Here is a 23,563-nt window from a genome sequence, read left to right as displayed (position 1 = left end):
GTCAGCCCGACAGGCCGATCCGCGTGCCGATCCTTGCGATCAGCGGGTTCTCGGCGGTGAAGACATAGTCGCGCCCGCGCACGGAAACGTGGCGCGCGCCCTGCGCCTTGAGCAGGCGCACGAGCCGCCAGACATCGTCGGCAGCGCATTCGTAGACCACAACACCGTCATTGGGCGGCAACATGGCATCGATGCCGAGTTCGTCGCTCACCTGCGTCTGCGCGCTTTGGGCACTGCGCGAGAAGGCGAAGACGGCGCGCACTTCACGCGTGGTGCGGGCGTGTTCTTCCGCCGCGACGCGGTCGAGGATCTCGGTCAGCGCGGCCTTTGTGCTGTCGGACCAGCTGGCGGTTAGCGAAGCGACGAGATTGGCCTCGCTCGCCAGCATGACGCCGTCGCTCAGGACCTTCAGCGCGTTGGCGGCCAGCGTCGCGCCGGTGGTGGTGATGTCGACGATGAGGTCGGCGGCACCCGATGCCGGTGCGCCCTCGGTCGCGCCGAGGCTTTCCACGATGCGGTAGTCGGTCACGCCATTCGCGGCAAAATGCGCGCGCGTCAGGTTCACGTATTTCGTGGCGACCCGAAGCCTGCGGCCATGGCGGGCGCGGAAGCTCTGCGCCACGTCGGCGAGGTCCGCCATGTTGTCGACGTCGATCCAGACCTGCGGCACCGCCACGACGACGCGCGCGTGGCCGAAGCCGAGCGGCGTGACGAAGGCGATCTTGTCGTCGGCGTCAGTGATGTTCTCGCGGATCAGGTCTTCGCCGGTGACGCCGAGATGCACGTTGCCACGCGCCAGCTCCCCGGCAATCTCGGAAGCCGAAAGAAACAGCACTTCCGCATAGTCCACGCCGGCGATGCGGCCGCGATAGTCCCGCACACCGCGCGCGCGGGTGAAGACGAGGCCGGAGCGGCGGAAGAACGCGTCGGCGTTTTCCTGCAGGCGGCCCTTGGAGGGGACCGCGAGAATGAGGGTATCGCTCACCGGGAACCTCCTGCCGCGAAGGCGCGGTCGATCCAGATCGCGCAGCCAACGCCGGGCACCGGCTGGGGCGCGCCGAGCAGTTCCAGTAGCGCGTCGTAGCGCCCACCGGCCACAACCGGGCCTGCGGCGATGTTCGGCGCGGACGCCTCGAACACGAAGCCGCTGTAGTAGTCGAGCCGGCGCCCGAAGCTTGCGGAGAAGCGGATATTGGCCGCATCAATGCCGACCTGGCTCATGGCATCGAGCCGCGCCGCAAAGGCTTCCAACGCGGGGGCCGCGTCGATATCGGCTTCCTCGGCGAGCGTGGAAATCTCCGCCATCGCGTCTTCCGGCAGGGCGTCGATATCCATGAAGCGGGTGATGAGTTCGCGGGTGCCGTCGTCCAGCGCATTGCCGCCCGACAGGCTCGCGCGTTCGATCAGCCGCTCGGCGATCTCATCGGCGCTGCGTCCGCCGACGGACGCGATGCCGGCGATGTCCACCATCTCGGAGACGAGCGAGCGGGCCGCCTGCGGATCGAGGCGGGCCAGCGCGCTGGCATAGGCAGCACTCCCGGCCGCTTCCTCGCCGGCGTTCTTCAACATGCCCTTCACACCGCCCTCGGTGCCGAAGGCGGAGCGCAGACGCCGCTGCCATGCGGCAGGCACGTCGAGCGCCGCGACGAAGCCGAGCAGCAGCGTCGGGTCACCGATCTTCAAGGTCAGGTTCTGCGCGCCAAGGCCGCGTGCCGCGGTGACGCCAAGCGCAACGATGCGCGCGTCGGCTGCGGCATAGTCCTCGGTGCCGAAGCTTTCGATGCCGGCCTGCATGAACTCGTCGGGCTCATCGGAGCCGGGACGGTGACGGAAGACCGGGCCGAGATAGCAGTAGTCGGCAGCGCGCAGCGGGTCGCCGGTGCCGAGGTGATGGCGGCTGACGGGGATCGTCATGTCCGGGCGCAGACACAGTTCGCGGCCTGCCGGGTCCTGCACCTGGAACAGGCGGCGGCGCAGTTCCTCGCCCGACAAGTCGAGGAAGACTTCCGCCGGCTGCAGGATCGGCGGATCGACACGGTCGAAGCCACCCTCTTCCAGCGTGCGCATCATGCCGGTCAGCGCGTTGGAGCGTTCCAGCGACATGCTCATGCCCCTCCCACTTCGCCGACGCCGTGCGCCGACAGGACCTTGCGCACCTCGACGACGAGGTCCTCGCGGCGCACCTCGATCTGGGCGGCGAGCGAGGCTTCCTTGTAGGCATCGTGGTCGGTCACGTCTTTCGCGATTTCGGCACCCTTCACGAGGTCCTTGATGAGGACGACGCCGTTTTCACGTTCCGCGCTGCCCTGGATGACGACGCAAGGGGAGCCGCGACGGTCGGCATAATCGAGCTGCTTGCCGAATTGCTTCGGGTTGCCGAGGAACAGTTCGGCGCGGATGCCGGCGCCGCGCAGCTCGGCGACCATCGCCTGGTAATTGGCGATCTGGTCCTTGTCCATGACGGTGACGACGACGGGGCCAGCGGCCTGCGCCTCGTCCAGCTTGCCGAGCGCTGCAAGTGCGGCCTGCAGGCGGCTGACACCAAGCGAGAAGCCGGTGGCCGGAACCGGCTGGCCCATGAAGCGCGCGACGAGACCGTCATAGCGGCCACCGCCTGCGACGGAGCCGTAGCGGGCCTTCTCGCCCTTCTCGTTGACCGTCTCGAAGGTCAATTCGGTCTCGAAGACCGGGCCGGTGTAATATTCAAGGCCGCGCACGACAGAGGGATCGATCAGGATTTGGTCATCCGAATACCCAGACGCTCGGACGAGCGCGGAAATTTCCTCAAGCTCATTGATACCTGCGCTGAGGAGGTCGTTCTTCTCTCCTGCCCGCGAAGCGACCAAACGAAGTGTGTGAATTGCGGACTCAGATGTAACAGCACGCGTCTCTATCGTGCCTTCATCCTCGAAACGCATCGTTTCCGTTGGACGCTTAGCTGCTTCCTCGTCAGAAATAACGTCTGCAAGGACGGCGCGCCCCAAGCAATCGAGTACCGCATCAATCTGAAATTCAGTGAGTTGGGCACCCTTTGTGAAGTCGCCGCTCTCGTCCTTGCGGCCTTCGCCCAGCAACTGGTGCACGCCCTCGATGCCAATTCGGTCCAGCTTGTCCATCGCCCGCAAGACCGTCAGCCTCTTTCCAGAGCTTTCCGCGCCATCGAGGCCTATGGCCAAAAGTAAACCGTCGAGCACCTTGCGGTTGTTGACGCGCACGACATACTGGCCGGAGAGGCCCAGCGCTTCCATCACGTCGGCCATCATCATGCAAATTTCGGCATCGGCCGCGACGGAGGCCGCGCCGACCGTGTCGGCATCGAACTGCATGAACTGGCGGAAGCGGCCCGGTCCCGGCTTTTCATTGCGGAAGACATAGCCCTGCCGGTAGCTGCGGTAGGGCTTGGGGAGGGTTTCGTAATTCTGCGCCACGTAGCGCGCCAGCGGCGCGGTCAGGTCGTAGCGCAGGCTCATCCACTGCTCGTCGTCGTCCTGCAGCGAGAACACGCCCTCATTGGGCCGGTCGGTGTCTGGAAGGAACTTGCCGAGTGCCTCGGTATATTCGAACATCGGCGTCTCGACGGGGTCGAAACCGTATCGCTCGAAGACCTCGCGCACCTTGTCCAGCATCGCGCGCGAAACGAGAAGATCGTTCGCGGTGCGATCGACAAATCCGCGTGGCAGGCGCGCGGCAACGCGTCGTTGTTTCTTGGCGCCGCTCATGGCTGGCTCGTCGCTTCTTGCTGCTGTGACCGGTGAAAAACGATTGCCGCGCCGCCCGCGTTTGCAGGTGGCCGACATGCCGGGCAGTGGTTAGACGAGATGGGCCGTGCGGGCAAGTGCGCGGGGAACTTGTGTGCGCCGTGCGCGCGCAGGCCTAGTCGAACAGGGCGTCGATATCGTCCTGGCTGACGCGGCTCTCGTCGTCGGGCAGCGCGGGGCCATTCAGCAGCGATTCCTGCTCGTCCTTCACCGGCTGGGCGTCTGGCGCGACATCGGCGAAGGCGTCCAGCCCGCCCCAAATGCCCATCATCCGGTTCACCCGGTCCTCGATGAAGTGCAGCGTCTTCACGACCTTGGTGATGCGCTGGCCGGTGAGGTCCTGGAAGTTGCAGGCCTCGAAGATCTGGACGATCTGGTCCTGGATATCGCTGACCAGTTCGACGTTGGCGCCGCGCTTCAGCATGGCGCGCAGGTCGCCGGCATGGTTGTCGATAATTTCAGCAGACGCGAGGATGGTTTCGGTCGCGTTTTCCGTCCCCGACACGATGGCGTCGAGTTCGTCGGTCACACGGTTCATGCCGTCGCCCTGGAAGGAGCCGGTATGCAGCGTGGCCAGTTCCTTCTTGGTGCTCATGATTGCCTTCTGGATCTCGTCCAGTTCGACCTTGAGCTTGCGCGCTTCCGCCATCTGGTCGCGCATGTCGGTGGAAATGACGTCGTTGACCTGTTCCACCGTGCCGGTGACGGCCTTGCGCACGCTTTCGATCAGGGAGACGAGTTCGTCGTGGCGGTTCTGGGCCAGGCGGTCGACGGGAACCGCCGCTACTTCACCCTGCTCAATGCGAAACCGTTTGATAGCCGCAGCCAAGACCGCCTCCCAAAATCCCGAAATCAATGCCGAAATATTGCATCCGGGCCTTAACGCCGCGTTGACGACATCGCGCTGCGCCTTACCTCATTTCGCATCGTCATGGTGCCGGGCACGGGGTCCGGAGGCGGGGGCCGAAAAGCGATCAAAGTCGCGAGCCATCCGCAGGCGATCGAGGGAGGACAACCCGATGACTATGAATAGACGCGAAATCATGTCTGCGGCTGCTCTGACTGTCGCCGCTTCCAGCCTGCCGCTCGGACTTTCCATGGGTGAGGCACGCGCCGACAACCACGCCATGGCAGGCGGCAAACCCGCCGGCGTCTTCAAATACCAGATCGGCGACATCGAGTGCATCGCGCTGAACGACGGCGTTGCCAACTTCCCGCTGCCGGACGGCTTCGTGAAGAACGCGCCCATCGAGGACGTGCAGGCAGCGCTTGCGCGCGCACTGATGGACCCGGCGACCATGAGCATCCCGTTCACCGCGATGGTGGTGAAGGCAGGCGACAAGACGACGCTCATCGACACCGGCAACGGACCGGGCGCTGGCGAAACGCGCGGCAAGCTGTTCTCCAACCTCGAGGCTGCCGGCATCGATCCGGCTTCCATCGACACGGTGGTGATTTCGCATTTCCACGGCGACCACATCGGCGGGCTGATCGACGACATGAACGCCAAGGCGTTCCCGAATGCCGAACTGGTGATCCCCGAGGGCGAGGCCGCCTTCTGGCTCGATGACGGCAACATGTCGAGCGCGCCGGAAGGCATGAAGCCGAGCTTCGAGAAGGCGCGCACGAATATCGGCGCCTACAAGGACGCCACTCGCCAGATCAACGACGGCGACGAAGCGGTCCCCGGCATCACGGCGGTCGGTGCGTTCGGCCACACGCCCGGCCACCTCGCGTTCCGCATCGCGTCGGGCGACAAGCAGATGCTGGTGCTGTCGGACACGACCAACCACCCGGCGCTGTTCGTGCGCCACCCGGACTGGCACGTGCGCTTCGACATGGACCCGGACAAGGCGGCAGAGACGCGCAAGCGCATGTTGGACATGGCAGCCGAAGACGACATGCTCGTCGCGGGCTACCACTTCCCGTTCCCGGCCACCGGGCACATTGTGAAGGACGGCGACGGCTACCAGCTGGCGCTGGCCGCCTGGCAGCCGCAGCTTTAAGCAGCAGCTTTCGCATAGCCTTGAGACATCCCACCGGGCGGCCCCCACGGGCTGCCCGGTGCGCCACGATCAGCTGCACACCAATTGTTAAGGTAAAAAGCGTGCAAACGCCGCCTTTACCTACCGTCAACCCTGAAACAACGTGAAACGATAAAGTAACTCGCGCATTTACCATTAAAAGCGCGGGCGCACTTAAGCTTTGGGTCAACGTGATCGGGGGATCAGTTCCGTGTCTATCGGTTGCGCAATCAATGACGGGGGCGTTCGTCTCCGGCACTTGAAGTCACGAATTGGAGTAATGCGTATCGTGTTCAAGCGTGTTTTCGTTCTCGCCCTGCTCGGGGCGGCTCTTGGCGGCTTGCCGAAGCAAGCCAGCGCCAATGACGGGCCGTTTCCGATGCTGATGAATTCGCTGTTCGGGTCCGATGGGTCCCGGGCCGCAACCCGCGGCGCGCCGCGCATGTATCAGCCGCGCCGCCAGGCTGCGCCGCTGTCTCGCGGTTATGGCCGTTCCGCAGCGCCCATGCAGCGCCAGCAGCGACAGGCTGCACCCGGCACCTACAGTCGCAGCTTCAACCCGCGGTTTGAACGCCGGGTGGTGTCCTACAATACGGGCGAGAAGCCCGGCACCATCGTGATCGACAAGTCCGCGAAGTACCTCTACCTCGTGCAGGGTGGCGGCAAGGCGATCCGCTACGGCATCGGCGTTGGCCGCCCCGGCTTCCAGTGGACCGGAACGCACCGCATCACCCGCAAGGCCGAGTGGCCGGGCTGGACGCCGCCGCCGGAGATGCGCAAGCGCCAGCCGTGGCTGCCCACGCACATGGAAGGCGGTCCCGCCAACCCGCTGGGCGCACGCGCGCTCTACATCGGGTCCACGCTCTACCGCGTGCACGGCACCAACGAGCCGTGGACCATCGGGCAGGAGATTTCGTCCGGTTGCATCCGCCTGCGCAACGAGGACATCGTCCACCTCTACAGCCAAGTCAAAGTCGGCGCGAAGATCAAGGTCTACTAGACGCCGACAGAACCGAAACCAACTCGAAAGGCCGCGGCGCCGCCGCGGCCTTTTTTCGTGTCTGCGCGCGGACGATCAGCGGTCCTTGCGCGCCCGCATCCGCGTCACCTTGTAGACCGCGCCGTTGCGGTCGTAGGTGGTCCATTCGCCGACCTGCTCGCCATCTTCAAAATGGCCGGACCGCAGCTTCGTGCCGTCCTTGCGGAACCATTCCCAGTAGCCGGTCGGCACGTCGCCGATGACCTGGCCGCGCGCCCACAAGCTGCCGTCCCTGTGGGTCTTCTCAAAGGGTTCGGGGTCGGACATCGGGTCTTTCCTCAGCGCGTTGGCAGCGGGATGAACTCGCTTTCGCCGGGCACCGTGTCGAAGCGGGCCTGCCGCCAGTCTTCCTTGGCCTGCTCGATCCGCTCCTTCGAGCTTGAGACGAAATTCCACCAGATGTAGCGCGGGCCGTCCATCGGCTCGCCACCGACGATGACGAAGCGCGCGTCGGACTTCGCACGCACGGTGATGTCGTCGCCGGGATTGAACACCAGAAGCTGCGCCGGGCCGAAGCTGTCGCCGGTCTTGCGCGGCTCGGTGCCGGTGCGCTCGGAATGAACGATGCCCTTGCCCGCCGTCATCAGGTTCACCGCGCCCGGCTCGATGGTCAGCTCCGTGCCGAGGCTGTCGCGGTGCACGATGGAGCCGTCGAACAGGTAGGTCAGCGTCGCCAGGCCGATATGGGGGTGCGGGCGCACGTCGATGCCCTCGCCCAGCACGAATTCAGCCGGGCCCATCTGGTCGAAGAAGATAAACGGGCCGACCATCTGCTTCTTGCCGGATGGCAGCGCACGGCGAACGGAAAAGCCGCCGAGGTCACGTGCTCGCGGCACGATGACCGTTTCGATGAGATCACTTGCTTTCTTGTCGCCCGGCAGCGGGTCGGGGCAGGGTTGCCAGCTCATGGTGTGTCTCCCGTTGTTGCTGCCCGGCCATATATGGATCCGGCGGGACGCAATGAACAGTTCGCCCGAGAACGCGTTGTTGCTGAATCAGCAATGGTTCTCGCAGCGCTGAGGAAAAATGTTCAGGAATTGCGAACGCCGCCGACGAGACATTGTCATCTCGATGCGCTATTGTTGCTGCCGACAGCACAAATACATCGCGAAGGGCAGCATCCCGGGCAACGGGTCATGCGATGCCTTGGCTCGTCCCTCGCCGCGAACTGGCGCAATTGCGTCGCGCAGCGAGCATCGGAACGAGCCTTCTTGCGTCAATAACTGGAAGGAACGGATCTTTGGAAGGTGAGGCAATCTTCATGGAAGACACGATTGGCGGACGCATCACGCGCGCTCGCAACGCGCAGGGGCTGACAGTCGCGCAACTGGCTCGCCGGCTGGGCTTGCGCACCACGACGTTGAGCCACTGGGAAAACGACCGCGCGGAACCGCGCCCGAACCGCCTGCTGATGCTGGCCGGCGTTCTCGCCGTCAGCCCGACATGGCTGCTGACCGGTCAGGGCACGGCGCCGACCGAGGTCACCGACGACACGAATGCACGGCTGTTGAAGCAGGAACTTTCGCGCCTGCGCGACGATGCCAACTCGCTGGTGGAGCGCCTCGACCGCGCCATCGAGCGCCTCGGCGTCTGAGGCTTCAGGCCTCATCGTCTTGAAGTACCAGTGATTTCCGGGCCGGTGATGCCGGCCCGTTCCCCTACTGCGCGGCGGCCGGGATTTCGAGACGGATGCCAGCCGCAGCGAGCGCTTCCGGCATTGGCCCGCCATGGGCATGGTCGATCAGTTCCACGGTGTGAACGATCGGGATGCCGGTGCCCGACCCGATCTGCGCCATGCAGCCGATATTGCCGGTTGCGATGAGATCAGGCTGCAGCCGCTCGATATTGGCGACCTTCCGGTCGCGGAGCCGTTCGGCAATCTTCGGCTGGAGAATGTTGTAGGTCCCCGCCGAACCGCAGCAGATGTGGCCTTCCGGCACATCCTTCACCGTCAACCCGGTCTTGCGCAGCAGCGTCTTGGGCGCTTCGCGGATCTGCTGTCCGTGCTGCATCGAGCAGGCGGAATGGTAGGCGACCACGGCGTTCAGCGGGTTGGATGGCGCGGGCAATTCCAGCGTTTCGAGATACTCGGTCACGTCCTTCGCCAGCGCCGACACGCGCGCGGCCTTTTCCGCGTATGCCGCGTCGTGGCGCAGCATGAAGCCGTAGTCCTTGATGGTGGTGCCGCAGCCGGACGCGGTGATGATGATCGAATCCAGCCCGCCGTTCTCGATTTCCGCTGTCCACGCATCGACATTGGCGCGGGCGAAATCGAGCGCGTCATCCGTCTTGCCCATGTGGTGGACGAGCGCACCGCAGCACCCCTCGCCCGCCGCCTGAACGACTTCCACACCCAGACGCGTGAGCAGACGCACGGTGGCGGCATTGATCGCCGGGTTCAGGACCGGCTGCGCACACCCCTGCAGGATGGCGACGCGGCTTTTCCGCGTGCCCTCGGCCTCGAACCGCGCCGCGCCTTCATGTGAGGAGCGAGCGGGCAGCCTTGCCGGGGCCAGCGAAAGCATGGCCGCGAAGCGCTCCATGCCGGGGATTGCACGCAGCAGCGGCACAAGCGGCTTGCCGTAGAACGCCCCGAGCAGCGACATGCGGAACCGGCCCGGATAGGGCAGCACCGCCGCCAGCAGGTTGCGCATTGCGCGGTCGTGCCAGGGCCGTTGATAAGTTTCCTCGACATGGTGGCGGGCATGGTCGACGAGGTGCATGTAGTGCACGCCGGAGGGGCATGTCGTCATGCAGGACAGGCACGAGAGGCAACGGTCGATATGCTTGACCACGTCGGCATTGGCCGGCTTACCGTTCTCCAGCATGTCCTTGATGAGGTAGATGCGCCCACGCGGGGAATCCAGTTCATCGCCCAGCAGCAGGTAGGTCGGACAGGTCGCGGTGCAGAAGCCGCAATGGACGCAGGTGCGCAGGATCTTTTCGGATTCCGCGACGTCCGGGTTTTCGAGCTGGGTCTCGGTGAAATTCGTCTTCATGCGTCAGGCGTGCTCCGCCGCGCCGGCATACATGCGGCCCGGGTTGAGGATACGGTCGGGGTCGAAGGCGTGGCGCATGGCCTCGCTGAGAGCGGCAACCGGTGCTGGCTGCGGCTGGAACACGTCGATTGCGGCGCGAACGGTCTCGGGCGCACGGATCAGCGTGGCGTGGCCGCTGCCTGCGAGCGCGCCGCGAAGCGCGGATGCGCCCGCGTCACCGTCTGACGGCATCGCCGCCCAGACGAGGCCACCGCCCCAGTCGAGCATCGCGCGGCCACCAGCGCCTTCCGCCGCATCGACGATATCCGGCCCGCGCGAGGGCGCCACGGAAACGCGCCACAGTGCCGTTTCTTCGCCGGCAAACAGTTCGACATCGCGCACCGCCTGCCAAGCGGCGGTCGAGGCCGTCGCGTCGAGCCGGTCCGGTGTGCCATGGGCTGCAAGCAGCAATTTCAACTGGCCGAAACGATAGGTCATCTGTTCGCCGAAGCCCTCGATTCGCAGCAGCGTGCGGGCGGGCGAACCGGATGACGCCGGCAAGTGCGCCGCGCCGCTGACCTCGAACGGGCTGCCGAGTGCTGCCGACATGCAGGTGACGGCAGCGTGCGCATCAAGCCCTTCGAAGGCGAGCGTCGTCTCGGTTTCGGGCTGCGGCAGCACCTTGAACGTCACTTCAGTGAGAACGCCGAGCGTCCCCCAGGAGCCGGTCGAGAATTTCACCAGGTCGTAGCCGGTGACGTTCTTCATCACCCGGCCACCCGATTTGATGGCCTCGCCGCGCCCGGTGACCATGCGCACGCCGATCAGCGCGTCGCGGGCGGAGCCTGCAAAGATGCGTCGCGGGCCGGAGAGGTTGGCCGCAGCCAGCGCGCCGATGGTGGGCGTACCGTCGCTCTTCAAAAGGACGCGCCAGTCCGGCGGCTCGAATGCAAGACGCTGGCGGTTCTCGGCCAGCGTCGCCTCGATTTCGGCAAGCGGCGTGCCGGCCCCGGCGCGGATCACAAGTTCGCTTGGCTCGTAAAGCGTGACGCCGGTGAGGTTTCTCGTCGTGAGGCTCGCCGCCGTCTGCATCGGGCGACCGACAGAGCGCTTGGTCCCGCCGCCGAGGATTTCGAGCGGCTCGGATTTCCGGCGCGCAGCCTGCACCGCCGCGACGACCTCGTCCTCGGTTTCCGGTGCAAGAAGCCCCTCGCCTGTCACGGTCGCAGCCGTCACGAGGAAAGCCGCCCTTCGAGCGGGAAGACCTTGGCGGGGTTCAGCAGCCAGCCCGGATCGAAGACCGATTTCAGCCGCTGCTGCTGGTGCAGGTCGGTCTGGTTGAACTGGTCGAGCATCAGGTCGCGCTTTTCGACGCCGACGCCATGCTCGCCGGTCAGGCAACCACCGACCTCGACGCACAGGCGCATGATCTCCGCGCCCGCCTTCTCGGCCTTTTCCAGCTCGCCCGGCTTGTTGATGTCGTAGAGAACGAGCGGGTGCAGGTTGCCGTCGCCGGCGTGGAAGATGTTGGCGACCTTCAATCCGTGGCTCTCGCAGATCTGTCCGATCTTCACCAGCACCTCCGGCAGGCGGCCGGTCGGGATGGTGCCGTCCATGCACAGGTAGTCGGCGATGCGGCCCATCGCGCCGAAGGCGGACTTGCGGCCCTTCCAGATGGCGAGGCTCTCGGCCTCGCTCTTGGCGACGCGCGGGTTGTCGCAGCCATGCCGCGCGGCCACCTCGACGATGCGCGCGATCATTGCCTTGATCTCTTCCTCCGAGCCCTCGACCTCGACGATGAGCAGGGCTTCCACGTCCAGCGGGTAGCCGGCATTGGCGAAGGATTCGCAGACCTTGATGGCGGGCTTGTCCATGTATTCGATGGCGACGGGGATGATGCCGGTGCCGATGATGTCGGCGACACAGGCACCGGCCGCCTCGGGACTGTTGAACCCGAACAGGACCGGTCGCGCGCCCTCGGCTTGGCGCAGAATGTGCACGGTCGCCTCGGTGACAACGCCGAACTGGCCTTCCGAACCGCAGATGAGGCCGAGCAGGTCGTAGCCCGCGGCATCGAGATGCTGGCCGCCGATATCGACGACCGTGCCGTCCATCAGCACCATCTTCACGCCCAGCAGGTTGTTGGTCGTGACGCCATATTTCAGGCAGTGCGCACCGCCGGAATTCATCGCGATGTTGCCGCCAATGGTGCAGGCAAGCTGGCTCGAGGGGTCCGGCGCATAGAAGAACTGCTCGTGCGCGACCGCCTGCGAGATTGCGATGTTGGTGATGCCCGCCTGCACGGTCGCGACGCGGTCGGCGAAGTTCATGTCGAGGACGGATGCCATGCGCGACACGCCGAGAACAACGGCGTCCTCGCTCGGCAGCGCTCCGCCGGCAAGCGAGGTGCCCGCGCCGCGCGCGATGACCGGAATGCCCTCTGCGTTGAGGTATTTCAGGACGTCGCTGACTTCTTCCGTCGTGGCCGGAAGCACGACGGCCAATGGCATGGCGCGGTAGGCGGTGAGCGCGTCGGTCTCGTAGGCGCGGCGCTCGTCCTCGGAGACGATCAGACCCTCGTCACCCACGATCGCGCGCAGCCGCGCAGCAACCTCGTCGCGACGTGCGACGATGGCCGGATCCGGATCGGGCATGGCGATGAACGACATGGACTGCCTCCCTCACAAATCACAGGCGTTTCCTACCTGCCATTGTGTGGCACATGCCGCACGCATCCAAGTGAGAATTGTCAAAACGGTGTACCAGCCAGTACCCACCAGTTTCGATAATCGCTTGGGATTGTTTCCCACAGGTTCATAATGCTATGGTATACCACATACAACAAAAGAAACATGCGTTATGGGGACGAAATGACCAATCTCACCGACATGGAAATTTTCTCGCGTGTCGTGACCGCTGGCTCCATGTCTGCGGCGGGACGCGAGATGGCACTTTCACCGGCGGTCGTGTCGAAGCGCATCCGCCGCCTCGAGGAACGTCTCGGCACGCGGCTGCTCCAGCGCACCACGCGCCAGATCGCGCTGACCGAGGAAGGCCAGGGCTACTACGAGCGCGTGGTGGCGATCCTCGCCTCCATTGATGAAGCGGAATCCTACGTCTCGCGGCGCAACCAGCGCCCGCGCGGCACGCTCAAGGTCTCCGCCCCGACATCGTTCGGGCGTATCCACATTGCGCCCTATATCAACCGGTTCATGCAGCAGAACCCGGACCTGAACCTGAGCCTGATGCTGTCGGACGATTTCGTCGACATCGTCGGTGAAGGCTTCGACATGGCGATCCGCATCGCGGAGCTTGAGAATTCAAGCCTGATCGCCCGCCGCCTGGCGGACAACCACCGCGTCATTTGCGCCGCGCCGGAATACCTCAAGAAGCACGGCACGCCGACGACCATCGACGATCTGACGGGCCACAACTGCCTGTTTGCCACGCACCAGGACAACTGGCGTCTGGAGGGTCCGGACGGCCCGTTCATGCAGCGGGTGACAGGCAACATGCAGACCAACTCCAGTGAAGTTGTCCGCGAATGGCTGATTGCCGGTCTCGGCATCGCGCTACGTTCGACATGGGACGTCGGGCCGCAGCTTGAGGACGGGTCGCTGCAGGTGATCCTGCCGCAGTATCGCGCCTCGCACCGCGTCGGCGTCTACGCCGTGTACCCGAGCCGCCGCTTCCTGCCGGTGAAGGTGCGCGCGTTCATCGACTTCCTCGCCGAGCTCTACGGCCCGGAGCCGTACTGGGACCGCGGGTTGAACCTGGACGGCCTGAACGAGAAGCAGGCCATCTCGGCCTGAGGGCACGCAACACGAACGACATGGCAGGCGGGGGGTTTCTCCCGCCGCCAAAGCCGATTAGTCTTCGCTCCGATCCTCGAAGTTGCGGCCCATTTGCGAGGAAAGCGGCATGACCAAATCGACTCTCCGAAACATTTTCATGGCAGGCGCATTCGTGCTTGCGGGTGCGGCTTCCGCACATGCGGACGGCGATGCCCAGCGCGGGCAGGAAGTCTTTGCCAAGTGCTCGCTGTGCCACGAGATCGGAGATGGCGCGGCCAATCGCGTCGGCCCGCAGTTGAACGGGGTTGTCGGCTCTGCTGCCGCATCCCGGTCCGGGTTCGAGTACTCGCGCGCGCTGAACGAGGCGCGCCGCAACGGGCTGACATGGACGCGGGAAAACCTGCACGCCTATCTGGCCAATCCGCGCGCATTCCTCACCGGCGGCCGCATGGCGTTCGCCGGCCTGCACGACGAGCAGGAGCGCGAAGACATCATCGCCTACCTGGCAACCTTCGAGTAGGCGGCGAGGCGGCGCGCTTTCAGCCCTCGTGCTCGGAATGGCTGGCGCGGATGCGCCGCACGATCATCCACACAACCAGCAGGACGACCGGCACCGCGAGCGCGGTGACAAGCGGTGACGAGAGCCACGGCACCGACTTTTCCGCACCCTTGGCGACATACCCGATCAGCCCGACCACGTAGTAGCTGACGGCTGCGACCGAAAGTCCTTCGACCGTCTGCTGCAGGCGAAGCTGCTGGCGGGCACGGCGGTTCATCGTTTCCAGAAGGTCGCGGTTCTGGCTTTCCAGTTCCACGTCGACGCGGGCGCGCAGCAAGGTCGCCGCGCGCGACAGCTTGCCCGACAGGTCCTCGATGCGGCCGGAAATGGATTCGCAGGTGCGCATCGCGGGCGCCAGACGGCGGCCAAGGAACGCGCCGATGGTCGGGCCGTCCGGTTCGGCGGATTCTTCCAGCGCGCGCAGCCGCGCCTCCACGATCCGCGAATAGGCGTTGACCGCGCTGAAGCGGTAGGAGGTTTCCGCAGAGAGTGCCTCCACGTCGGTGGCGAGTGCCGCCAGCGTGTCGAGCAGCGCACGGTTGGCTTCCAGCCCCGACGCCGTCTGCATCTCGACGGTGACCTTGGCGAGGTCTTCCTCGATGCGGCTGACCTTGCCCGACACCTTGTGCGCCAGCGGCAGGCCAAGCAGCGCGAGACTGCGATAGGTCTCGATCTCCAGCAGCCGCTGGATCAGGGCGCCGGCATAGACCGGCGGCATGTCGGTCGCCTCGATGAAGAAGCGCACGAAGCCCGCGGCATCGGGCTTCATGTCCGTCCAAACGCGCGCCCGCGCCCCGACGCGCGACACGCACAGCGACCCGAAGTCGAAGGCGTCTTCCATGTCCTGCCCCGGCGCCTCGCGCAGGGACACGCGCACCGCCGCGATGAGCTTGCCCGGCAGGCCTTCCAGCACCTCGCGGACCTGGGGCGGCGGCGGGTCGCCGAAGGCCATCACGCCCTTGTCCGTCTGGGAAAAGCTCCAGGTGGTGAACTCGGTGTGCGCCTCCCAGCGGATGACCACCCCGCTCATGGTGATACGGTGGTGGCGCGCGTTGCCGGGCAGCGGGGCGAGTCCGCGCAGCGACAGCAGGTTCTGCAGGGCGTCGCGATGGGCGTCAGCTTCCGCCGAGGTCGTCATCAGTGCGAAGTGGAATATCTGGCGCGGGGCCTCTTCCGGGTGGAAGGGCCGAGCGTGCAACTCGGACAGCACGTGTGCGCGGTCCTCGTGCGCGGGGAAGACCCGCTCCACCATGAAGGCGTCACCAGCGGATTTGCGCCCGCCGGCCTTTGTCGTCTTGCGTGCCACGTTCCGCACAGCCCCCGAAATTGCTCAAGAGCGAAGCGTCAGCCAACCCGCGGAGCGAATCAACCGCGTTGCGGCTGATCGCCCAGAGGCGCGTTGCCGCAGGTCACATCAGCAGTTTCATCGGCAACCACAGCACGATTGCCGGGAACACGATGCACAGGGCCAGGCCACCGAGCTGGAGAAGAACGAACGGAATGATGCCCTTGTAGATGTGCTGGATCGTTACCTGCGGCGGCGCGACACCCTTCATGTAGAACAGCGCGAAGCCAAATGGCGGCGTCAGGAAGCTGGTCTGCAGGTTCACCGAGACGAGGATCGTGAACCAGATCAGCGCTACCTCGCTGATACCCTCGAAGCCCGCAAGGTGGGTGCCGAAATCGAGCTTGCTGACGACCGGGCCGAAGACCGGCAGGACGATGAGCGTGATCTCGATCCAGTCGAAGAAGAAGCCAAGCACGAAGATCATTCCCATCAGCACGAAGAGGATGCCCCACGAGCCGACGCCCATGTGGAGGATGAACTCGTCGATCAGCGCCTCGCCGCCGAGGAAGCGGAACATCAGCGAAAAGCACGTCGCGCCGACGAAGATGCCGAACAGCATGCCGGTGGTGAGGGCCGAGCGTTCGCACACCTCGCGCAGCACGGCGAAGGACAGCTGCCGGTTGAAGATCGCCAGCAATGTCGCGCCGACCGCGCCGACACCGGCGGCTTCCGTCGGCGTCGCGATGCCGGCGAAGATCGAGCCGAGCACCATGGTGATCAGCAGCACCGGCGGCACGAAGCTGCGCACGATCATCAGCCAGAACTCGCCGCGCGTCTTCGGCCCGATATCGTCGGGCAACGGCGGGGCAAGCGACGGATTGGTCGCGCAGCGGATCAGGATGTATCCGCTGTAGAGCGCCGACAGCAGCAGGCCGGGAATGATCGCCGCAACAAAGACCGTGCCCACGGGAATCGACATCAGGTCCGACATGATGACGAGCATGATCGAGGGCGGAATGAGAATGCCCAGCGTTCCCGACGAGGCGATGGTGCCCGTTGCCAGCGGCAGCGAGTAGTTGCGCTCGATCATCACCGGCAGGGCGAGCAGCGTCATCATGACGACCGAGGCCCCGATGATGCCGGTGGTCGCCGCCATGATGGTGCCCATCAGCGTGACCGAGAGCGCCAGCCCGCCGGGTACACGCCGGGTCAGGACCTGCAGGCAGTTGAGCAGGTCCTTCGCAACGCCGGATTTCTCCAGCATCGTGCCCATGTAGATGAACATGGGGATGGCGACGAGGACCGGGTTTTCCATCGTGCCGCCGAAGATGCGGTTGGGCAGGATGGCGAGCCGGGCCATGTTGAAGGCGCCGAGTTCCTGCGCGAGGAACGCGAAGCCCAGCCCGATGCCACCGAGGATGAAGGCGACGGGGAAGCCGGTGAACAGCATCGTCCCCAGCGCGAAGAACATCAGAAGCGGCAGTGCCTCGACGAAGGTCATGGGGTGCTCCCGTCAGGCTGGATCTCTTCCTCGATGGGTCTGAGGTCGGCGTGGTGGGTCATGGCGTATTCATCCACCTCCGGCCGCAGTTCCTTCGGGCCGAACAGGTACACCATGCATTTGAAGGCAGCCGACAGACCGGCCATGAAGAGGAACGTGAAGCCGATCGGCATCATGCCCTTGATGATCCAGCGATGGGTCAGACCGGTCTGGGCAGACGACACTTCCGAAATCTTCCAGGAGCGTTCGGCGAACGTGTAGCCGAACTTCACGATCAGGAACGAGTAGGTCAGCAGGAACAGGCATACGCCGAGCAGTTCCATCCAGACGCGTGCGTTGTTCGACATGCGGTCGCGCACCAGCTCGATGCGCACATGGGCGTCCTTCACGTAGGCATAGCCCAGGCACAGCAGGAACAGCGTGGCGTGCAGGTGCCACTCCAGTTCCTGGAGCTTGTTGGAATCAAGGAAGAAGACCGAGGTGACGAAGTCGTTGTCCCACTCGATGATCTTTCGCTGGGAAATGTCGTAGAAGATGATGATCATCATTGGCACGAAGAGCCACGCGGCCACGCGCCCGACGCCGACGACGATGCGGTCGAGGTCGCGGGTGGTGTCGACGACGTAACGTGGCCAGCCTTCCGCACCCATGCGGGCGAACACCATGTAGAGCGCGATGATGATGAAAGCCGCGGCCAGCGCCACGAGCTCGGAATTGCCGCGCCAGAAGCCGCGCGGATTGACGCCCGCATAATCCTTCAGGAACTGGCCGAACCCGTCCGAGGATGTCAGGAATGTCGCCGCCACCGCGACCAGCGCGATGATGACGAGGGCGCCGCGCGCGCGCAGCACGCCTGCCGCCAGAATACAAAGCAGCGCCACGCCAAGCAGTATGTTTGCCAGTGGATGCGCGACCAGCAGCGACGCCACGGTCAGCACAAGGCCGGCAACCGCCAGGATGTTTGCCATTGAGCCGTTTCCCCCCGCGAGCGGAAGACGGGAAACCCGCCGTTACCGCACTCCGAAACGACCCCGCGTCAGCCGGTTGAGACCGACGCGGGGCCAGAGCATCAAGTTGTCAGGGCCGGGCCTATTTCAGGTACCCGAGGTCCTTCCAGAGCTTGTACTTCTCGCGGAATGCCGACAGCGATTCCCAGACCTTGGTGAAGCTGGGGTTGGCTGCCTTTTCCTCTTCCACGACCTCGAGCCAGGTGGTGTTGAGGGTGTCGAGCATTTCCTGGGGCCAGGAGTGGATGTTCACGCCCTTTTCCTGAAGCTCTTCCAGCGCGGAGAACTGGATCGCCTCACCTTCGGCCAGGCCATAGGCAAAGTTGGCTTCGCAGGCCGTCTCGATCATCGCCCTGGTGCTGTCGTCCAGCGCGTTCCACTCGTCGAGATTGATCATCAGTTCGAACATGGTCGACTGCTGATGCCAGCCAGGGAAGTAGTAGTGCTTGGCGACCTGGTAGAAGCCGAGCTTCAGGTCGATGGCCGGCATGGAGAACTCGGTGGCGTCGATCGTGCCGAGTTCGAGAGCCGGGAAGATGTCACCGCCAGCAAGCAGCTGGGTGGAGACATCGAGCTTCTGCATCACCTTCGCGCCGAGGCCGAAGAAGCGCATCTTGAGGCCCTTCAGATCATCGACGGAGTTGATTTCCTTGCGGAACCAGCCGGACGCTTCCGGCGCGATGACGCCGCAGATGACCGAGTGGATATTGTACTGGTGGTAGATCTCGTCGAACAGCTCCTTGCCGCCGCCGAATTTGAACCACGCATAGTATTCACCCGCCGAGGGGCCGAACGGCACGGCGGCGAAGAGAGCGAGCGAGGTGTCCTTGCCCGTCCAATAGCCGGGTGTGGACCAGCCGGCCTGCACCGCGCCGGACGACACCGCGTCGAACGTTTCGAGTGCCGGCACGATGGCGCCGGGCTCCTGGAACTTGATGTTCACTTCGCCATCGGACATCGCGGACAGGCGGTCGGAGACGACCTTGCCCATGGTGCCAAGCTGGGTGAGCGAGGAAGCGTAGGTCGACTGCATATCCCAGTCGATGGCAGTCGCGGCACTTGCCGCACCACCTGCCCCAAGAGCAAGGGACATCGATACCACGGATGTGGCGAGAAGTTTCTTCATGGTTTTCCTCCCGACGCCGGTGCGGTTTGTTGGCCAACCGCCTGACCGGCTTGATCGCCAGTTTCCCGAAACGGAATTTCGCGGCCACACGACACGTGCGCGCCGCCCGGATACGATCCATTTCAAGCCATTCCGATTTTCCGAAGCCGGACGTGTTCCCCGTTTTTGAGCTTTTTTGGCCCGGCATCAGCAAACCGACGCCAAAACACTACAGTCCACTTTCCGTATGCGCAATGTATGCATTGTTGGAAGGGCGCCAACCCGTCGCCGTGCTTGAGGTTTTGCGGCGAGCGTGGGATCAATTGGGCCCGAGACGAGTGAACGGTTGAGCGAAATGGCCAGGCGCAAGAGCGCAGCACGTATCCCGAAATCCGCAGAAATCGAGGACGGCGCCAGCGGTTTTGCCGCCGGAGACAGCGTGGCGCTGTTCGTCACCTGCCTTGTCGACCTGTTCCGCCCCAGCGTCGGCTTTGCCACCGCGAAGCTGGTGGAGGATGCCGGAGGACGCGTCGAGGTTCCGGCGAAACAGACCTGCTGCGGGCAGCCGGCCTTCAATTCCGGCGACCGCCACACCGCGCGCGAAATCGCCCGGCAGGTTGTCGCCGCCTTCGAGCACTACGACCACGTCGTCGTGCCGTCCGGCTCGTGCGGGGGCATGATCAAGAAGCACTACCCGGAACTGCTGTCGGATGATCCGCAGTGGGCACCGCGCGCAGACGCGCTGTCGGCAAAGACTCACGAGCTGGTGTCGTTCCTGCACGACGTCGCGGACATGCGCGAGAGCGCGCCCTACGAGAAAACCATCACCTACCACGACTCCTGCTCGGGCCTGCGCGAACTCGATATCAAGCGCCAGCCGCGCCGCCTGCTGGAAAATGCCGGCGTGAAGATTGCCGAGATGAAGGATTCCGAAGTCTGCTGCGGGTTCGGCGGCACCTTCTGCGTGAAGTACCCCGACATTTCCAACACGATGGTCGCCAAGAAGGCCTCCAACATCGCAGCAACCGGGGCCGAGACCCTGTGCGCGGGCGACATGGGCTGCCTGATGAACATGGCGGGCAAGCTCAAGCGCGAAGGCCTGAAGGTCGAGGTTCGCCATATTGCCGAAGTGCTTGCGGGCATGACCGACGACCCCCCGATTGCCGGCACCGACGACGAGAACTGGGAGCCGTCGTGAACTTCGGCCGCGGCATCGAGCGGAGCATGGCGATGAGCGACGCCACGTGGGCGCGCCATGCCAACCCGCTGAGCGTGTGGACGCGCGTGCCTGTGCTGCCGGCGCTGCTGCTGGCGCTCTACAGCTACTGGTGGATCGGCCTGTGGTGCCTCATCCCCACGGGATTGCTGATCGCGTGGACATTCATCAACCCGCGCGCCTTTCCACCACCGATGAACCACGACAACTGGGCTTCGCGGGCGACCTTCGGGGAGCGCGTCTGGCTCAACCGGGAGGCAATCCCGATTCCCGTCCACCACGAAGCGGCAGCGCGCATTCTGACGGCGCTTTCATCGCTCGGCCTGCCGTTCGCGATCTACGGTCTCATCGTGCGCGAGCCTTGGGCGGTTGTGGCGGGCTGCGCGATCTCCATGGCCGCGAAACTCTGGTTCTGCGACCGGATGGTGTGGCTCTACCAGGACATGAAATCCAAGAGCCCGGCCTATGAGGGCTGGCTCAACCGGCAAGCGGCCGGGCACTGACGAGGACGCGATGCAGATCACATCGACCAGCTTCAAGGACAATGCGCGCGGCGCGATGGCGGATGCCGACCTGCAGCGCGCGCTCGGCAATGTCGAGAAGGGCTTCATCGAGAAGCGCGCCAAGGCCGTCGCCAAGCTGCCGGAATTCGACGACCTGCGCGACAGTGCGCGCGACATCAAGAACCACACGCTGGCTCATCTCGACCTCTACCTCGAACGCTACGAGGAGCGCGTCACCGCGGCGGGCGGCAAGGTGCACTGGGCGGCAGATGCGGAAGAGGCGCGCAACGTCGTCCTCGACATCTGCAAGTCGGTGAACGCCAAGCGCGTGACCAAGGGCAAGAGCATGATTTCGGAGGAAATTGCGCTCAACCCGGCGCTGGAGGCCAACGGCCAGGAAGTCGTCGAAACGGATCTCGGCGAATACATCATCCAGCTTCGCGGCGAGCATCCAAGCCACATCATCGCGCCGGCCGTCCACGTTAACCGCGACCAGGTGGAGGCCGATTTCCGCCGTGTCCACACATCGCTTCCCGCCGACCGCAAGCTGGAAGAGCCGGAGACGCTGCTGGCGGAAGCGCGCGGCATCCTGCGCGAGAAATTCCTGACATCGGATGTCGGCATCACGGGTGCAAACTTCCTGGTGGCCGAGACAGGCACCTCGATCATCGTCACCAACGAGGGCAACGGCGATTTGACGCAGATCCTGCCGCGCGTCCACATCGTGCTGGCTTCGCTGGAAAAGGTCGTGCCGACGCTGGAAGACGTGAGCCAGATCCTGCGCGTGCTGGCGCGCTCTGCCACGGGGCAGGAGTTCTCGGTCTACACCACGCTCTCCACCGGCCCGAAGCGAGCGGAGGACCCCGATGGCCCGGACGAGTACCACGTCATCCTGCTCGACAACGGGCGCTCGGCGATGCTCGGCTCGGAGTTCCAGGACATGCTGCGCTGCATCCGCTGCGGCGCGTGCATGAACCACTGTCCGGTCTACCACGCCGTCGGCGGCCATGCTTATGGCTGGGTCTATCCCGGTCCGATGGGTTCGGTGCTGACGCCATCGCTGATCGGCGTCGACAAGGGCGGGCAACTTCCCAATGCCTCGACCTTCTGCGGGCGCTGCGAAAGCGTCTGCCCGATGCGCATTCCACTGCCGAAGATGATGCGGCACTGGCGCGAGCGCGAGTTCGAACGCCACCTGTCGCCGGCAACACAGCGCTGGGGCCTGAAGGCTTGGGCCTATGCCGCGCGCCGGCCGCGTCTCTACAGGTTCATGACCGGGATCGGCATGCGCGCCATGTCGTTCGCCGGACGCAAGACGGGCGCACTGAAGTGGTGGCCGCTGGCTGGCGGCTGGACCAAGTATCGCGACCTGCCCGCGCCGCAGGGCAAGACGTTCCAGCAACAGTGGGCGGACAAGCAGCGCGCCGCGAAGGGAGCCGCGCGATGAACAGCCGCGAGACGATCCTCGCCACGGTGCGCCGCTCGCTTCACGCGCAGCCCGGCGACAAGACACGGCTTGCGAGCGTCGAGAACCGGATCAATTCTGCGCCGCGCGGCCTTATCCCCGCGCGCGGACAATTGCCGGACGACAAGCGCATCAAGCTGTTTGCCAAGATGCTGGAAGACGTCAGCGCCACGGTTGAGCGGCTATCGGAGCCGAACGACCTGCCGGAGCGGGTGGCGGACTTCCTCAAGAGCCACAACCTGCCGCCGCAGATCGTGCGCGGTGAGGACGACCTTCTCTCCGGGCTGCCGTGGGACAAGGCGTCCACCGTCGACGTCAAGATCGGTCCGGCGGACGGCACCGAGGCCGTCGGCCTGTCGCGCGCCTTCGGCGGCGTCGCGGAGACCGGCACGCTGATGCTGGCGTCCGGCCCCTCGAACCCGACGACGATCAACTTCCTGCCCGAGACCCACATCATCGCCATCCGGGCGGAGGACATTGCTGGAGACTACGAGACGGTCTTCGCGCGGCTTCGCGAGACCTTTGGCAAGGGCGAGATGCCGCGCACGTTCAACCTGGTGACGGGCGCATCGCGGTCCGCCGACATTGAGCAGACGCTGCTACTGGGCGCGCATGGCCCGCGCAAGCTGCACGTGATGATCCTGGGCTAGTTCGCGCTATCGGAGAAATCGGTTAGGATCGGCCCCGACTTCGCCAACCCATGGAGGTTGCTGTGCCGATCGACCGACGCATCTTTAGTGCTGCCGCCCTGGCGCTTGCAGCCGCGCCGCTTCTGCCACGCGACGCAAGCGCGGCCACAGTCGGGGACAACGGGCTTCACACGCAGCCCTTCTTTCTCGACACTTTCCTCGACCTTGGCGAGGACCTCGCCGAGGCGCAGGCCGAGGGCAAGGGACTTGCTGTCTTCTTCGAACAGCGCGGCTGCCCCTACTGCAAGGAAATGCACGAGGTGAACCTGTCGAGCCAGAAGGTGCTCGATACGATCCTGCCGCATTTCAATTTCGTCCAGCTCGATATCTGGGGTTCGCGCGAGGTCACCGACTTCGACGGCGAAGCCATAGAGGAACGCGAGCTGGCGCAGCGCTGGGGCGTCAATTTCACGCCGACGATTTCCTTCTTTGCTGAGGATACGCAAGCCGACGGCACCCAGGGCGGGCGGATGCTGGAGGCCGCGCGGATGCCCGGCTACTTCAAGCCGTTCCACTTCGTGTCGATGTTCGAGTTCGTGGCAGGCGGCCAACACAAGGACATGAGCTTCCAGCGCTTCCTGCAGGACAAGTTCGCCGACTACGAAACGCGCGGCGAAAAGCCCGACGTCTGGTAGCC

General features: G+C 64.9%; 23 protein-coding genes. 10 read left to right on the top strand and 13 right to left on the bottom strand.

What is annotated here, in order from left to right; all coding sequences use genetic code 11:
* Position 1: 1 nt before the first annotated feature.
* The 4 genes from hisG to ACKTEK_RS01605 form a co-directional block, all read right to left on the bottom strand.
* A complete protein-coding gene (gene hisG, locus ACKTEK_RS01620) occupies positions 2 to 985 on the bottom strand; it encodes an ATP phosphoribosyltransferase (RefSeq protein WP_409163492.1) in 984 nt (327 codons plus the stop codon).
* On the bottom strand, positions 982 to 2,109 hold the full coding sequence (locus ACKTEK_RS01615) for an ATP phosphoribosyltransferase regulatory subunit (protein ID WP_409163491.1): 1,128 nt from the start codon (positions 2,107 to 2,109) through the stop codon (positions 982 to 984). Before ACKTEK_RS01615 ends, hisG begins: the two co-directional genes overlap by 4 nt.
* Positions 2,106 to 3,719 carry a histidine--tRNA ligase gene (hisS, locus tag ACKTEK_RS01610; RefSeq protein WP_409163490.1) on the bottom strand — a complete coding sequence of 538 codons (1,614 nt, stop codon included), beginning with the start codon at positions 3,717 to 3,719 and terminating at the stop codon, positions 2,106 to 2,108. Before hisS ends, ACKTEK_RS01615 begins: the two co-directional genes overlap by 4 nt.
* Before the next feature lie 154 nt (positions 3,720 to 3,873).
* The gene (locus ACKTEK_RS01605) at positions 3,874 to 4,587 is read right to left on the bottom strand and encodes a protein phosphatase CheZ (RefSeq protein WP_409163489.1); all 714 of its coding nucleotides are present in this window, start codon (positions 4,585 to 4,587) and stop codon (positions 3,874 to 3,876) included.
* Positions 4,588 to 4,777: 190 nt separating this feature from the next.
* Between ACKTEK_RS01605 and ACKTEK_RS01600 the strand changes: the two genes are divergently transcribed.
* Together ACKTEK_RS01600 and ACKTEK_RS01595 are read left to right on the top strand one after the other, a co-directional pair.
* Positions 4,778 to 5,764, top strand: a complete 987-nt coding sequence (locus ACKTEK_RS01600; RefSeq protein WP_409163488.1) for an MBL fold metallo-hydrolase — start codon at positions 4,778 to 4,780, stop codon at positions 5,762 to 5,764.
* A 307-nt stretch (positions 5,765 to 6,071) separates the two neighbouring features.
* Entirely contained in the window at positions 6,072 to 6,782 is a 711-nt protein-coding gene (locus ACKTEK_RS01595) for a L,D-transpeptidase (protein WP_409163487.1), read from the top strand.
* 75 nt (positions 6,783 to 6,857) lie between these two features.
* On the opposite strand, the gene ACKTEK_RS01590 is transcribed toward ACKTEK_RS01595, so the two are convergent.
* Positions 6,858 to 7,088: a toxin-antitoxin system YwqK family antitoxin gene (locus ACKTEK_RS01590; protein ID WP_409163486.1), complete on the bottom strand. Its 231-nt coding sequence runs from the start codon at positions 7,086 to 7,088 to the stop codon at positions 6,858 to 6,860.
* An 11-nt stretch (positions 7,089 to 7,099) separates the two neighbouring features.
* On the bottom strand, positions 7,100 to 7,729 hold the full coding sequence (locus ACKTEK_RS01585) for a pirin family protein (RefSeq protein WP_409163485.1): 630 nt from the start codon (positions 7,727 to 7,729) through the stop codon (positions 7,100 to 7,102).
* Positions 7,730 to 8,082: 353 nt separating this feature from the next.
* Between ACKTEK_RS01585 and ACKTEK_RS01580 the strand changes: the two genes are divergently transcribed.
* Positions 8,083 to 8,415 (top strand): helix-turn-helix domain-containing protein, encoded by a 333-nt coding sequence (locus ACKTEK_RS01580; RefSeq protein ID WP_409163484.1) that lies wholly within the window; start codon positions 8,083 to 8,085, stop codon positions 8,413 to 8,415.
* Between the two features lie 64 nt (positions 8,416 to 8,479).
* Here the strand turns inward: ACKTEK_RS01580 and glcF are convergent, their stop codons facing one another.
* From glcF to ACKTEK_RS01565, 3 genes are read right to left on the bottom strand one after another with little or no spacing between them, the layout of a single operon-like run.
* Complete coding sequence (gene glcF, locus ACKTEK_RS01575) at positions 8,480 to 9,820, bottom strand: glycolate oxidase subunit GlcF (protein ID WP_409163483.1); 1,341 nt, start codon at positions 9,818 to 9,820, stop codon at positions 8,480 to 8,482.
* Positions 9,821 to 9,823: 3 nt separating this feature from the next.
* Positions 9,824 to 11,035, bottom strand: coding sequence for a glycolate oxidase subunit GlcE (glcE, locus tag ACKTEK_RS01570; RefSeq protein WP_409163482.1), 1,212 nt, complete (start codon positions 11,033 to 11,035; stop codon positions 9,824 to 9,826).
* Positions 11,032 to 12,468 carry an FAD-linked oxidase C-terminal domain-containing protein gene (locus ACKTEK_RS01565; protein ID WP_409163481.1) on the bottom strand — a complete coding sequence of 479 codons (1,437 nt, stop codon included), beginning with the start codon at positions 12,466 to 12,468 and terminating at the stop codon, positions 11,032 to 11,034. The genes glcE and ACKTEK_RS01565 overlap by 4 nt, the downstream gene beginning before the upstream one ends.
* Before the next feature lie 201 nt (positions 12,469 to 12,669).
* On the opposite strand from ACKTEK_RS01565, the gene ACKTEK_RS01560 reads away from it, so the two are divergent.
* Together ACKTEK_RS01560 and ACKTEK_RS01555 are read left to right on the top strand one after the other, a co-directional pair.
* Positions 12,670 to 13,611 carry a LysR family transcriptional regulator gene (locus ACKTEK_RS01560; RefSeq protein ID WP_409163480.1) on the top strand — a complete coding sequence of 314 codons (942 nt, stop codon included), beginning with the start codon at positions 12,670 to 12,672 and terminating at the stop codon, positions 13,609 to 13,611.
* Between the two features lie 109 nt (positions 13,612 to 13,720).
* A complete protein-coding gene (locus ACKTEK_RS01555; protein ID WP_409163479.1) occupies positions 13,721 to 14,113 on the top strand; it encodes a c-type cytochrome in 393 nt (130 codons plus the stop codon).
* A gap of 19 nt (positions 14,114 to 14,132) precedes the next feature.
* Here the strand turns inward: ACKTEK_RS01555 and ACKTEK_RS01550 are convergent, their stop codons facing one another.
* The 4 genes from ACKTEK_RS01550 to ACKTEK_RS01535 form a co-directional block, all read right to left on the bottom strand.
* The gene (locus ACKTEK_RS01550) at positions 14,133 to 15,458 is read right to left on the bottom strand and encodes a DUF3422 family protein (RefSeq protein ID WP_409163478.1); all 1,326 of its coding nucleotides are present in this window, start codon (positions 15,456 to 15,458) and stop codon (positions 14,133 to 14,135) included.
* 103 nt (positions 15,459 to 15,561) lie between these two features.
* Complete coding sequence (locus ACKTEK_RS01545) at positions 15,562 to 16,941, bottom strand: TRAP transporter large permease subunit (protein WP_409163477.1); 1,380 nt, start codon at positions 16,939 to 16,941, stop codon at positions 15,562 to 15,564.
* On the bottom strand, positions 16,938 to 17,909 hold the full coding sequence (locus tag ACKTEK_RS01540) for a TRAP transporter small permease subunit (protein WP_409163476.1): 972 nt from the start codon (positions 17,907 to 17,909) through the stop codon (positions 16,938 to 16,940). The genes ACKTEK_RS01545 and ACKTEK_RS01540 overlap by 4 nt, the downstream gene beginning before the upstream one ends.
* 121 nt (positions 17,910 to 18,030) lie before the next feature.
* Positions 18,031 to 19,074, bottom strand: coding sequence for a TRAP transporter substrate-binding protein (locus ACKTEK_RS01535; protein WP_409163475.1), 1,044 nt, complete (start codon positions 19,072 to 19,074; stop codon positions 18,031 to 18,033).
* Positions 19,075 to 19,408: 334 nt separating this feature from the next.
* On the opposite strand from ACKTEK_RS01535, the gene ACKTEK_RS01530 reads away from it, so the two are divergent.
* From ACKTEK_RS01530 to ACKTEK_RS01510, 5 genes are all read left to right on the top strand, one after another.
* Positions 19,409 to 20,251: a (Fe-S)-binding protein gene (locus tag ACKTEK_RS01530; RefSeq protein ID WP_409163474.1), complete on the top strand. Its 843-nt coding sequence runs from the start codon at positions 19,409 to 19,411 to the stop codon at positions 20,249 to 20,251.
* Positions 20,248 to 20,772, top strand: coding sequence for a DUF6653 family protein (locus tag ACKTEK_RS01525; RefSeq protein ID WP_409163473.1), 525 nt, complete (start codon positions 20,248 to 20,250; stop codon positions 20,770 to 20,772). The genes ACKTEK_RS01530 and ACKTEK_RS01525 overlap by 4 nt, the downstream gene beginning before the upstream one ends.
* A 10-nt stretch (positions 20,773 to 20,782) precedes the next feature.
* On the top strand, positions 20,783 to 22,219 hold the full coding sequence (locus tag ACKTEK_RS01520; protein ID WP_409163472.1) for a LutB/LldF family L-lactate oxidation iron-sulfur protein: 1,437 nt from the start codon (positions 20,783 to 20,785) through the stop codon (positions 22,217 to 22,219).
* Positions 22,216 to 22,887, top strand: coding sequence for a lactate utilization protein C (locus tag ACKTEK_RS01515; RefSeq protein WP_409163471.1), 672 nt, complete (start codon positions 22,216 to 22,218; stop codon positions 22,885 to 22,887). The genes ACKTEK_RS01520 and ACKTEK_RS01515 overlap by 4 nt, the downstream gene beginning before the upstream one ends.
* A gap of 62 nt (positions 22,888 to 22,949) precedes the next feature.
* Positions 22,950 to 23,561: a thioredoxin family protein gene (locus ACKTEK_RS01510; protein WP_409163470.1), complete on the top strand. Its 612-nt coding sequence runs from the start codon at positions 22,950 to 22,952 to the stop codon at positions 23,559 to 23,561.
* The last annotated feature ends 2 nt before the right edge of the window (positions 23,562 to 23,563 follow it).

This window comes from Tepidamorphus sp. 3E244 (genome assembly GCF_046159835.1).
In the GTDB taxonomy this organism is placed as follows: Bacteria; Pseudomonadota; Alphaproteobacteria; order Rhizobiales; family Tepidamorphaceae; genus JACKJK01.
Note: the sequence above shows the minus strand (reverse complement) of the source record. Positions and strands in the feature narration are given on the sequence as shown.